This is a genomic window from Marinobacter sp. ANT_B65 (genome assembly GCF_002407605.1).
GTDB lineage: Bacteria > Pseudomonadota > Gammaproteobacteria > Pseudomonadales > Oleiphilaceae > Marinobacter.
On the sequence record NZ_NXGV01000001.1, the window covers coordinates 1,367,330 to 1,379,336 of the forward strand.

General features: G+C 52.4%; 12 protein-coding genes and 1 tRNA gene. 5 read left to right on the plus strand and 8 right to left on the minus strand.

Annotated features, from left to right (window positions below; genetic code table 11):
- Positions 1–140 precede the first annotated feature (140 nt).
- The 6 genes from CPA50_RS06475 to CPA50_RS06500 all read right to left on the minus strand — a co-directional run bounded on the left by CPA50_RS06475 (position 141) and on the right by CPA50_RS06500 (position 5,036).
- Positions 141–217 (minus strand) — tRNA-Val (locus CPA50_RS06475).
- A gap of 55 nt (positions 218–272) precedes the next feature.
- A complete protein-coding gene (locus CPA50_RS06480; protein ID WP_096781601.1) occupies positions 273–1,223 on the minus strand; it encodes a DMT family transporter in 951 nt (316 codons plus the stop codon).
- 125 nt (positions 1,224–1,348) lie between these two features.
- A complete protein-coding gene (locus tag CPA50_RS06485) occupies positions 1,349–2,437 on the minus strand; it encodes a hypothetical protein (RefSeq protein ID WP_096781602.1) in 1,089 nt (362 codons plus the stop codon).
- Between the two features lie 36 nt (positions 2,438–2,473).
- The gene (locus CPA50_RS06490; RefSeq protein WP_096781603.1) at positions 2,474–3,547 is read right to left on the minus strand and encodes a hypothetical protein; all 1,074 of its coding nucleotides are present in this window, start codon (positions 3,545–3,547) and stop codon (positions 2,474–2,476) included.
- A 123-nt stretch (positions 3,548–3,670) separates the two neighbouring features.
- Positions 3,671–4,288 (minus strand): YceI family protein, encoded by a 618-nt coding sequence (locus CPA50_RS06495; protein ID WP_096781604.1) that lies wholly within the window; start codon positions 4,286–4,288, stop codon positions 3,671–3,673.
- Positions 4,275–5,036, minus strand: a complete 762-nt coding sequence (locus tag CPA50_RS06500) for a CDP-alcohol phosphatidyltransferase family protein (protein ID WP_096781605.1) — start codon at positions 5,034–5,036, stop codon at positions 4,275–4,277. The genes CPA50_RS06495 and CPA50_RS06500 overlap by 14 nt, the downstream gene beginning before the upstream one ends.
- A gap of 193 nt (positions 5,037–5,229) precedes the next feature.
- On the opposite strand from CPA50_RS06500, the gene CPA50_RS06505 reads away from it, so the two are divergent.
- From CPA50_RS06505 to CPA50_RS06520, 4 genes are read left to right on the plus strand one after another with little or no spacing between them, the layout of a single operon-like run.
- Entirely contained in the window at positions 5,230–6,237 is a 1,008-nt protein-coding gene (locus CPA50_RS06505; protein WP_096781606.1) for a zinc-dependent alcohol dehydrogenase, read from the plus strand.
- A gap of 10 nt (positions 6,238–6,247) precedes the next feature.
- Positions 6,248–6,646, plus strand: coding sequence for a 6-pyruvoyl trahydropterin synthase family protein (locus CPA50_RS06510; protein ID WP_096781607.1), 399 nt, complete (start codon positions 6,248–6,250; stop codon positions 6,644–6,646).
- Entirely contained in the window at positions 6,633–8,615 is a 1,983-nt protein-coding gene (locus tag CPA50_RS06515; RefSeq protein WP_096781608.1) for a glycosyltransferase, read from the plus strand. The genes CPA50_RS06510 and CPA50_RS06515 overlap by 14 nt, the downstream gene beginning before the upstream one ends.
- Before the next feature lie 44 nt (positions 8,616–8,659).
- The gene (locus tag CPA50_RS06520; RefSeq protein ID WP_264753981.1) at positions 8,660–9,565 is read left to right on the plus strand and encodes a lysylphosphatidylglycerol synthase transmembrane domain-containing protein; all 906 of its coding nucleotides are present in this window, start codon (positions 8,660–8,662) and stop codon (positions 9,563–9,565) included.
- On the opposite strand, the gene CPA50_RS06525 is transcribed toward CPA50_RS06520, so the two are convergent.
- The gene (locus CPA50_RS06525) at positions 9,540–10,424 is read right to left on the minus strand and encodes a RibD family protein (RefSeq protein WP_096781610.1); all 885 of its coding nucleotides are present in this window, start codon (positions 10,422–10,424) and stop codon (positions 9,540–9,542) included. The genes CPA50_RS06520 and CPA50_RS06525 overlap by 26 nt on opposite strands.
- Before the next feature lie 116 nt (positions 10,425–10,540).
- Between CPA50_RS06525 and CPA50_RS06530 the strand changes: the two genes are divergently transcribed.
- Entirely contained in the window at positions 10,541–10,957 is a 417-nt protein-coding gene (locus CPA50_RS06530; RefSeq protein ID WP_096781611.1) for a helix-turn-helix domain-containing protein, read from the plus strand.
- Positions 10,958–10,982: 25 nt separating this feature from the next.
- Here the strand turns inward: CPA50_RS06530 and galU are convergent, their stop codons facing one another.
- Positions 10,983–11,822 carry a UTP--glucose-1-phosphate uridylyltransferase GalU gene (gene galU / locus CPA50_RS06535; protein ID WP_096781612.1) on the minus strand — a complete coding sequence of 280 codons (840 nt, stop codon included), beginning with the start codon at positions 11,820–11,822 and terminating at the stop codon, positions 10,983–10,985.
- Between the last annotated feature and the right edge of the window lie 185 nt (positions 11,823–12,007).

A 12,007-nucleotide genomic window follows, 5' to 3' on the forward strand; every position in this document is an offset into this window, starting at 1 on the left:
TAGGGTGAGCATTGTGTAAGATCAAAAAGCAGTGCTAAAGTGTTGTTCTAACAGCTTGTGTTGAAAAAACGGAAATGTATCGGGAAAATAAAAAGTCAGCTTTGGGAAGGGAGGTAAATAGCTGACTTTGTTGCGGGAGATGGTAGGACCACCCAGATTCGAACTGGGGACCTCTACCATGTCAAGGTAGCGCTCTAACCAACTGAGCTATGGTCCTGTGTCCTGCAACGGGGAGGAAATATACTGACTCCGGCGTTTAGGGTCAACCTCTTTTATCCGGTTTTTCTTTTTCTCAGAGAGGCCTTGAGTGCATTACTCAGAGCACTCCAGCGATTCACGATAAGAGCTGCGAAAATTAATCCACAGCCGGCCAACTGAGTTGAGGTCATGATTTCACCAAACCATCCAGCCGCAAAAAGTGACACCCAGACAGGTTCCACAACCAGAATGACAGCACCGTGGCTGTGAGTGGACAGGCTTTGGGCATAAGTTTGCACCAGGAAACGCCCAGCAGTGCCTATGGTTGCACTGGCAATAATCCACCAGATGAGCAGTGGCGGGGGATTGCTGAAGGTTGGCTGCCAGGGCTCCAGAGCCAAGGATTCAGCCATGGTTACGAGGCCGACGGTAACCAGCGCAATAGCTGTTAATGGCAGGGCAGGAACCCGTTGCTTTTCGATGGTTTTACCCTGGCGGTTGATAACGGTACGCTGATTTGCAGCCCGGGTGTTGAGGGTGAAATACAGTGCAAAGATGGTAGCGGCCACGACAAAGAATATCTGGCCAGGTTCAGGCTGGAAACCGTTTCGCAGGGAGAGCAGGGCCAGCCCTGCAATGGCTACCGGGATGGCAAACCAGGTGCTCAGCGGCTGTACTTCTTTGAATGCCAGTCGGGCGATAATAGGCACAATAACCACACCAAGGCTGGTGATAAAAGCCCCTTCACCCATGCTGGTACCGTGAAACAGGCCCATTACCCAGAAACTCATGGCAATGCCAAACACCAGGCCGACACCCACGCCGCGTTTGAGCTGATCTGCTGTCAGGCGCATCAGCGGTCGCCAGGCAAATACGGCCAGAAGGCCGCCGGCGATCAGAAACCGCAATGCCATAAACAGTAGTGGCGGCATGAGCAATACGGCTTCTTTTGAAAAGATCCAGCTTATGGCTGCCAGCAGGGTAACGATGACGAGAAGGAGGTCAGATTTATGAGCGTCAGACATGGTGTAGGCAGCATAAGAGTTAGGAAAAGTGGTTTAGCCCGACAATGTATAGTTTGCGAAGTAAAAAAGAAAGCTGGCTCATCCATGAGCCCTTGAGAATTCCTGAAACCCCATGTCAGCGGTTGTTAATAGTTGAGGGTAGAGTAAACCAGTGAAGACATGTCAGTCTGGTCCGAGCCTGGCACCTCGATGTAATTGTCTTTGGAACCCCATAACTTCCACCACGGACGCTGGCTGTAGCTCCTGCTGGCGAAGTTCACCTGCAGGCCATTCAGGGTCGTATTGTTAACGACTGGCACCGAGATGTTACCGGTTTCCGAACCCAGTACACCGATGTGAGTAGCTCCATCGTTCATCAATATCGGGTAGTGGTTGTAGTAAAGGCCTGCCGGGCCATTCTGGCTGGTTACTTTTCCTGCGAGGGTGAGATTGCCGGAACAGGACTCAATGGCTTGGGCCGAAGTGGCTCCACAGGCTGAATGAGTGGGTACAACCCCATCGTCCGTGCCGGAGATAAATGGCTTGGTGATTCCGGCGTAGGGTGAACCTCCGGCTACGAACCGGAGCCTGGGGATAGAGTTGGGGCTCAGAGCAAGGTTTCTGGCGGAGTTGGTTTGCAGGTCATTTACCACTCCCATTTTACCTGGCTCAGGTTCTATGCCTGTGAACACCTGTACGGCTGCACGAAGTGCCCAGTTATACCAGGTGGGATTGTACGCCAGGCTCATGGCCAGGTTAGCCAGTTCGGTTCCACCACCGGCTCCGGCATAGTCGATGGATGCAAGAATCTTCAGCGGTGGCAACCCCTCGTTCTGCAGCCAGCGAGCCTGGTTTTCTAACAGATAGCGTGTAACCAGATCGCCGGTTGAGTGGGAGACAACTATGCAAAAGTCATTACACAGTCCCTGTTGGCTGATTTCGCGGATTTGCTCATAGGCCCGTTGTGCGATGGTACCTTCTATACGTCCCTCGCTTGGCCAGTCAATGCGGGCTTCCGAGCGGGACAGCCAGAAGGTCCGCCAGTAGTCTGCGCCTGCGTCTCTGATCTCCTGCAGGTTGGCTGGCGGGGACGAGAGGTCTTCCATCTGAAACCCGTGAACCAGTATAACGTTGTGCCCGGCAAGCTGAGCCTGGGCCGTTCCGGCTATCATACTGCTGGCAAGTACTGCCGCCAGTGCGGCTTTAGAGGCATATCGGTTTTTTGTTGTTGTCATGATTGCTCCGTTTTGCTTGGTTATTGTTGTAGTACCTCAGAACTTGTCAGCCAGCTGTTTCAGCAGAGCTGCACGCTGTTCTGATTCGGGATTTACCGCCGGTGTATCATTCAGATCATCAAGATCCGGCGGTTCAAATTCGTATCCGTCATCCGGGCCGAAGGCATAATGGGTGCGGTCACCGGGCAAAGCCGGTAGTTGCCGTATCTGCAGGTTACGAAGCTGGAACTTCCCATTAAACGATTTACTGGCAAGCACGGTGCCATGTGCTTTCAGGGAAATGGTGTCTGATGTCCGGTCGAGGCGTTGCTCCGCTTGCAGCTGTGCAACAGGTTGTTGCCCGTAATAAAGCTGAGCTGATAATGCATAGAAGCCTGAAGCCTGTGGTGAAAAATTCACAGGAATGACCAGGTTGTTGTTACTGAGGTAAGAGTCTTCCAGCCCTTCAAAATCCCCGAGATAGGGTTCTATTGTCAGGGTTGATGCATGCCGGACGGGTTTTCCATCAATGTTTGCTTCTACAATAAGCCGGTATTCTCCTGGCTCTTCATCGCTGCTCAGACTGCCCTGGTAGTAACCGGTATGGCCGTCCTGCTCCAGAGTTTTGCTTCCGACAGGCTCTCGGGAGTCGGTATTCTCAAGACTCGCCTGAAGTGAATGGCCCATCACCTGAGGCCCTTGCAGCGATGCAACGACAAGAATGTCTTCACCCCGGGTAAAGCGGAACTTGTCGAGAGTGACCGTAAACTGGCCTTCGTTTTCCAGAGGCAATACAACAGGCTCGTAGTGATTGCCGACATACCCCTTTGCCTGAGCTTCGGTTAAAGGCACTGACCAGGGAGGGTAACGAACTGACTGTGCATACTGGTCGGCGACTTTTGACAACATAAAGCCAACCGGATTGTCTGATGGTGGTTTTTTCTGAAAGCCCGCCGCTATCTGAGGCGGAGCAGCCGGGGAGACTGAGGCAGGAGTCTTATCCGGGTAACCCGGCTCTGCGGTTTGTTTTCCCCAGGCAAAGTCGAAGCTGTTATTTTCCGACAACAGATATCCGGTGCCGACCACCATGGAGGCTGCAACCAAAATGACTACGAGTGCTTTTCCGGACATTCGTCTGCCCTTCTTTTTATAGTGTTGTGCAACAAACATACAGGTGATTAGCCTGTAATGGCTAAAATATAGCCGAAAACCGGAACCACACAGCCGATTCCTGTGATCACTTTCACAAAGCGTTCAGAACCAGCCCGAATCCTTTATCGCTTCAAATCCAAACCTGAGCTTAACCTCATCTCCAACCAATGCAGGGTCCAGCCCATAGTCCATACCCCATTCGCTTCGTTTGAGTGTTGTTTCGGCGCTAATGCCCAGAGTGTAGTCTTTATGGCCAATAGGGTATTCCGCAGCTTTGTTCAGAGTGATGTCCAATTCCACTGGCCGGGTTTTTCCAAGCATGTTCAATTCCCCGCTGACTACACCAGTTGATTCCCCTGTCGTTTGAAACGTGGTTACAGTGAATGTAATGTCGGGGTACTTTTTACTGTGCAAAAAATCCTTGCCAGTAAGATGCTCATCCCTTTTATCGTGATTCGTGAATATGCTTTGGCTTTTGAACGCGAGCTGGCCTGAAGCCAGTTCCCGTGTGTCTTCGTCGTATACAAATTCGCCTTCAACCTTCCGGAACATTCCCATTACAGGGGCATAGCCAATGTGCATGATTTCGAAAACCATCGAGAAATGCTCATCGTCCACCTCAAAATTTGCGGGGGCAGCATTGGCGAGGTTTACAACGGATCCCAGGGCTAAGCCGCCCAGGAAAACCGGTGTCAGGCAAAACAATTCAGACCCTTTCATGTTGAAGTCTCCTTTGATACAGCCAATACACGTCCGTCATAAACGACCAGGCGAGTAACAACAGGGCGGTTGCCAGAGTTATTCCGGCAAACGTGGACGGTACGGGCGGCAGAATAGCGATCAGAAGAGTAACAATCTGCCACACACAGATTGTTTTGCGCCGGAAACTTTCGGGCAACGGCCGGTTGAGCCAGTTAAACGCAGATGCCGCCGCCACGAACAGGTAGCGCATAACTCCCAATGCGAGAACCCAGGGGCCGGCTTTACCGCTTACCATGACAGCCAGACATAACCCCAGAATCAGTAGCGCATCCATTTCCATATCGAAGCGAGCGCCGAATACGCTTTGTGAGTTTGTAACCCGGGCAAGTTTGCCATCGACGCCGTCAAGAATCAGCGCAAGCAGGGCACCCATGGCATAAAACCAAAGTGCAGTGTCGGAGGATGTTGAGATGAATGGCGATGCGGCTACCAGTGCAATAATGAGGTTGCTGCGAAAAAGTGTAGCTCTGTTAGCCCAGCCAAAATCTCTCTGGACTGGCCAGTTCTTCAGCACGGCAACACAGATCAAACCGTATATCAGGGTGGCGATCGCAAACATTCGCCAGAAAGATAAAAACAGGGTGGAGGCAAAAGCTATCCACAACACTGTTAATGCAGCTCCCCAGAGAAGATCGGCCCAGGCTGGTACATTGGCAGGTGCTGTGGAAGCCGCAGATGAATTTTTCTGCTGCCTTTCAGATTCCATAACAAAGCTCCAGCATATTGGCTTTTATGTAGCTTTCAGGCGTATGTCAGTGCTGTGCGAATATTTGTAACTATAGTTTCAGTACTAGTAAAAGTAACAGGTTATTGCATCCGACAGAGAGGCCGATTCAGATACGCCTGAACAGGCACACAAATCGGACGTCTGATTATATATTTGACATGGGGAGTGCAGAATGAGTTCCGGTTCAGACTATTTGACAGAGCAAGTTATGTCCCGGGCATTCTGGATTACCGGCCCTGGGGAGGGGCAAATTCTGGAAACACCGGTGGGGTCTGTCCGGCCGGAAGATAGCCAGCCGTCGGTGGTTGTACGAACTCTGTGGTCAGGGGTCAGCCGGGGAACGGAATCTCTGGTTTTCAGTGGCAGTGTTCCGCATAGCGAATTTCATCGTATGCGCGCTCCTTTTCAGGAAGGATCTTTTCCCTGGCCGGTAAAATACGGGTATGCCAATGTGGGGAAAGTAGTAGAGGGGCCTGACAGACTACTTGGTAAATCTGTATTTTGTCTTTTTCCTCATCAAGAGTCTTATTCAGTTCCAGCCAGCGCAGTTACACCCATTCCATATGGAGTCCCGCCGGAGCGTGCCATTCTGGCGGCGAATATGGAAACAGCCATTAATGGCCTCTGGGATGCCATGCCCGCTGTCGGTGACCGCATAGCCGTTGTGGGCCTTGGAGTTGTTGGCCTTCTCGTCAGTTGGCTTGCCAGCCGTATTCCTGGAACACGGGTGACAGTCATCGACACCAATCCGGCCAGAGCTTCCGTCGCAGAAGCTCTGGGGCTGAACTTTTCAACGGGTTCTTCCAGCGATGAAAACGATCTCGTTATCCACGCAAGCGGTCATGAATCCGGTTTGCAAACTGCGCTGTCACTGGCAGGGCAGGATGCGGTGGTGCTGGAAATGAGCTGGTACGGTGACAGACCGGTTTGCATTCCGCTTGGAGGTGCATTTCACTCCCGCAGGCTAAGGCTTCGGTCCAGCCAGGTCGGGAAGATTCCCCCGGTCCGACAGCCGAGATGGACATACCGCAAACGACTCGAGCTGGCGCTTGAAATGCTGCGACATGATGTTCTGGATCAATTGATTACCGGTGAGACGCCTTTTGAGCAGATGCCAGAGATCATGGGCCGGATTCTTGTAAATGGCAGCGATACTCTTTGCCATCGAATAAAATATTGAGGAATTTTCTATGTTTAGTCTGACAGTCCGGGATCACATGATGATTGCCCACAGTTTTAACGGAGAGATCTTTGGCCCGGCGCAAAAGACTCACGGAGCCACCTATGTGGTGGATGTCACGTTTGAGCGCCACGAGCTGGATAAAGACGATCTGGTTATTGATATAGGTCGGGCATCTGAAGTTCTCAAGCAGGTCTTGGGCGAATTCAATATGAAAAACCTGGATGATATTGAAGACTTTCGCGGAAGGAACACCACCACCGAGTTCATGGCAAAGAAAGTGTTCGACCGGATGGCTGCAGCTATTTGGGCAGGGCGACTGGGTGATACGGCAAAAGGAGTCTGTGCACTGAAGGTAACCCTGGCTGAGTCACACATTGCCTGGGCCAGTTACCATGCGGGAATCTGAATCGACCCTGCACTTTGTTGTTCCAGGGGACCCGAATCAGAACACTGGTGGTTATCGCTATGTAAGGAAACTGGTTGGAGCGCTGAATCATTCCGGAAGGGTAGCTGAGGTAACTGGGTTGCCTGGAAGCTTCCCTAAGCCTGACGCCCTTGCACTGCGTGCAATGGATGAGTTGCTCTCCGGATTTGCGGACGGCTCCAGAGTCATACTCGACGGGCTTGCCATGAGCGCAATGCCCGATGTGCTGAAAAAGCATGCGCAGCGTTTGCGGCTGACTGCTCTTATTCATCACCCGCTCGCAGACGAAACCGGATTGAGTGAGAGTGAGCAGGCGTGGTTTTTTGCACGCGAGAAGCTGGCTTTGCAGATAGTACGAGAGGTTTTTACAACCAGTACGTTTACAGCGGCAAGGCTCGCTGATTTTGGTGTCTCTGCTGCCCGTATTCGAACTGCAGAGCCTGGTACGGACCGCTCGGTAACTAGCGCATTACCGGATAAGGCTGAAAACCGGAGTCAGAGGGCTAAAAACCGGGAGGTCAGGACACCGCATATTCTTTGCGTCGGACACCTGTCACCGCGTAAGGCACAAAACCAACTTGTGAATGCTCTTGCCGGCTTGAAGGACCTGGATTGGCACTGCACCTTTGCGGGCTCGGACGAGCGTGATCCTGCCTTTGCCTGCGGTGTGCGACAGCAGATCTGCCAGTCTGATCTCGACTCCCGGATTGATCTCACCGGAGAGGTTGATGAACAGGTACTGGTTCATCTCTACGACAAAGCAGATCTGTTTGTTCTACCGTCGCTATACGAAGGCTACGGTATGGTGATCGATGAAGCCCTCGCGGCTGGATTGCCTGTAATTTCATCCGATGGCGGCGCCTTGAAACATACCGGGAACAGGTCTGGTATTTTATTGTACAGGGCAGGCGACGTTGATGCCTTGCAAGCAAATCTGAGAGCATGGCTTGGAGACTCTGCTGCTCTGGAGCTTGCCCGCGTTTTTGCGGAGGGTGAGTCCTTAACAGTAAGAAGTTGGCCGGATACAGCCAAGCAGTTTATAGACGGGCTTGGCTATTTTGACAGATGCCAACGCGAGATCTGCGTTGCTGATGAGACGTACTTTGCTGAAAAGTGGCTGCAGGCCCGTGAACCGGCAGATCATCGTGCGCGTTCCCTGGAACTGACAGTGCGATTGGCAAAATGGGCTCGTGCGGCCCTGAATACAGACCATCATGGCCCGCTAAGGATTGTCGATATAGGTACAGGTCTTGGGTCAAACGTGGTTTACGTTGCTCCAGCGCTGCCCTTACCTCAGGAATGGGTGTTGGTTGATCAGGATGAAGGCTTACTCGTGGAGGCTGCTAACAGGACGCGTCAGCTGAATGTACTCTCAGAGACCTCTCAGCGACGCTTAGCGCCAGAGGATTTCAGAGGCTTACTTCCCCACAACACTGATGTAGTGACGGCGTCAGCACTTATCGATCTGGTATCAGAAGGCTGGCTGTCGGCATTTGTCAGTGAAGCGGTTTCAACCCAGTCAGCCGTTCTCGTTGTGCTGAGCTACACCGGCTGCTTTACGCTTGCTCCAGCCCATGAAGACGACACCCTGTTGTGTGAGCTGGTAAACCAGCATCAGCATGGAGATAAGGGCACCGGTGCCGCGCTTGGGCCGGATGCTGCTGCTGTACTTGCGGACAAACTCGCCATAGAGGGTTACGAAGTGCAGGTGGCCGACACCCCGTGGCGGCTCAACAGAAATGATGCAAGTCTGGCGACCATGCTGATGGCCGGTTGGGTAGCAGCGGCAAAACAACGAAGCCCGAAGTCCCGTGATCGTCTGGGTACGTGGTTCGCGGCCAGACGGAAGCAGATGGTCGCAGGTGAACTGGAAATTACCGTTAGCCATCAGGACGTGCTTGGTCTGCCCCCTTGCCACTCCGCTACTAAAGCAATCAATTGCTTGTCATGAGAGTTCTTCGCCGCCCGTGCACTGGCATCATATTGAAATGGTTGGTGACCGCTCTGATCATTGGTGGGGTATTGTTGTTTGTCGACGGTAACACACTGATAAACGAAGTTAGCCGTATTCCACCAGTGGTTATTTTTGCGGGGCTTGGCTTAGGGGTTGCCCAGGTATTTTTGTCGGCCTGGCGCTGGCGGTATACCGCCAACCTACTGGGGCTACCAATGCCCTATATGCGAGCAGTGCGGGAGTACTATCTTGCTACCTTTACCAACCAGGTTTTGCCCGGCGGCGTTTTGGGGGATGTGAACCGCGCACTCCGCCACGGTGTGGATAGCCGCAGCCGTATAGCAGCCGCCCACGCCGTTGCTATAGAGCGTTTGTCAGGGCAGGTGGTGCTGGTGGCAGTAGCTGTATCCGGCCTTGCATGGCTGGTTCAAACCGGAAGGATTGTTGGTGGCGAACCTGCAGGCGCTGATTCACTATCCCATGTGTACTGGTTACTTGCAGGCCTGACCGCGGTAATTTTGCCGGGATGCTTCCTTGTGTGCAGAAGTGAGATGGTATCCAGCTATTTCGGCCGGTTACGCGGGGACCTAGCTAAGGCGCTGTTGTCATGGCCTGCACTTCCTGTGCAGCTACTGACATCTCTGTTGGTGATAGCAAGTTATCTTGCAGTATTTCTTGTGCTGGCAAGCGGTGCAGAATATATAGTTGATCTGTCTTCGGTGATGGTGATTGCCACGTTGTGCAGCCTTCTCCTGCTGAGTATGGTGATACCGCTGACGGTTTCCGGTTGGGGCGTCCGCGAAGGCGTTGCAGTTATACTCTGGCCCATGATGGGCCAGCCTTCAGAGCAGGGGGTAGCTCTGAGTGTGGCGTATGGAGCTATGATATTTATCTCCAGTTTGCCCGGTATTCTGTTTCTGTTCAGTTCGCCGGTAAGGGGGCGCTGAAATCAAGGTCAAAGAGCATATCCGTACCAAGATTTACAAAACGGGAAACGGGCCTGAGTGCATCATCCAGAAAATCAATTTCCGGCAAGCTGAACGCTGGCCGGCCGCTGCCGATAATCATGGGAGCAACCATCACATGAAGGCGGTCGAGCAAGCCCGCCTGGAGGAAGGCTGAAACTGTCATCCCGCCACCTTCTACAAAAATTTTTCTCAGACCGAGGTCTGCAAGAACTTCAAGAATAAATTGTGGCTCCAGCAACTCGGGGCCTCTGCTCAGGCAGGGGATTTCTGTTACGGCATGCTGACGATAATTCTCCGCCATCCCGGGCTTATAGTCGCCAGCTACCAATCGCAGCGTGGGTGCCGCTCCGTCTGTGAACAGATGGTGGCTCTCCGGAACCCTGCGATTTCGGTCAAGAACAACTCTTACCGGATTGGTCCCGCTGGTGCAGCGCACGGTCAGCTGAGGATTGTCGACCGCAGCTGTTCCCGCACCAACAACAACCGCATCTGAAAGGGCTCTGATGCGGTGAAGATGAGTAATGCCATCCTCTCCATTGATAAATCTGGATCGACCAGTAACTGTTGCAATACGGCCATCGAGACTTTGTCCGAGCTGACCGATCACGTGCAAAGGAGAGCCCTCGGCCAGAGGCCTGCATAATGGCAAAAAGACGCTCAGCAAGGACCGGGCTTCTTCCGTTGCCAGCGTCAGCAGGCGCCACTCGCTGGTCCCGTTGCTGTTAAGCTCTAGTGCCGGTTCGCCTGAGCCTGGCAGGGCAAGCGTTACACCCGAGAGATTATCCGCTCGCAAGATGAGTTCCCAGGCAGCTTCAGTGTTCAGTACTTGAGGCGTCATAAAGTTCCTGTGCAATAGTGTTCAAATCAGTATAGGCAGATTGTGCTAAAAGCTATATGTACGTTACATTTCCTGTCTGACTCATATTTCTGGTCAATTTTGCTGAGGCGAATACCATGCGTTACCTGCAGACATTCAACCGCCGGTTGCGGCAGATGCGCGAGGCAGAGCGTTTATCCTGTCAGGATGTGGCTGAGATCTGCGGTGTGGAAGAAGCGCAGGTTATAAGCTGGGAGGCATCCGATGCGAGGCAGCGCACTTATCCGGATGTAACTGCGTTGCTGGATTTCTGCATAAAAACCGAAACTCCTCTGGAGGATCTGCTCGATCTGGCGGGGTCTGGAGATGAAGCGCAACTTGAATTGCCAGGGCTGGCGTTCAGCGAAAGCGACGATCTTTCGAACGCACTCAAAGAACTGGAGCAGGAGATAAACCGGGTCCAGCTTTCAGGAGAAGAAGTAGAGCTGCTGCGCCGGTTCCGCAAAACAACTGCGGAAAACCGGCGCATGATTTTACAGATTCTGGGCGCCTGAGCAGGGCGCCCGACTCACGGTCTGGTTATTTCTGCTTTTTGTAGATGTTCTCGTACACGTAATTTGTAGCTTCTACAAACCCGTCAATACTGCCGCAGTCAAAGCGTTGCCCTTTGAACTGGTATGCCAGCACGCAGCCGGTCTTCGCCTGTTCGAGCAATGCATCCGTAATCTGGATCTCACCATTTTTGCCGGCTGGCGTACGTTCCAGAATGTCGAAAATATCAGGTGTCAGAATATAACGCCCAATGATCGCCATGTTGCTGGGAGCGTCTTCGGGTGCGGGCTTTTCTACCATGTCGGTGATGCGGTAAAGCCCATCCTTCATGGATTCGCCGGCAATAACGCCGTATTTGTGGGTTTCATCAGCAGGAACTTCTTCAATGGCAACAATAGAGCACCGGAACTGGTTATACAGCTTGACCATTTGAGCCATCACGCCATCTTCGCCTTCACCCGGCCCAACGCAGAAGTCATCCGCCAATACCACGGCAAACGGATTGTCTCCCACAAGATTGCGGCCACTGAGAATGGCATGACCAAGCCCTTTCATCTCAACCTGGCGGGTAAAGGCAAAGGTATTGTGGTCAATCAGATCACGAATAGACGTCAGCAAATCCTCTTTACCTGAACCTGCAATCTGGTGTTCCAGTTCATAGCTGATATCAAAATGATCTTCTATCGCGCGCTTGCCGCGGCCAGTCACAAATCCGAATTCATGAATACCGGCTTCTGCTGCTTCTTCAACGCCGTATTGAACCAGCGGCTTGTTAACAATGGGCAGGATTTCTTTCGGCATCGCTTTTGTTGCCGGAAGAAAGCGTGTGCCGTAACCGGCAACAGGGAAGAGGCACTTTTTGATCATGTCATTCGTCCTTTGGTCGGGATTTGAAGCGTTTCCATCATTTTACAGGAGTTTACCAAGTTATCCGGCTGAGAGGAGAAAGCGACAGGGTTCATTACCTTTTGTAGAGGCGGTTTTGGTTCCATGCCGGACAACAAGATGTCCGTAATATCTCATCTTATAGATTTAAATGTCGCTATAACCTA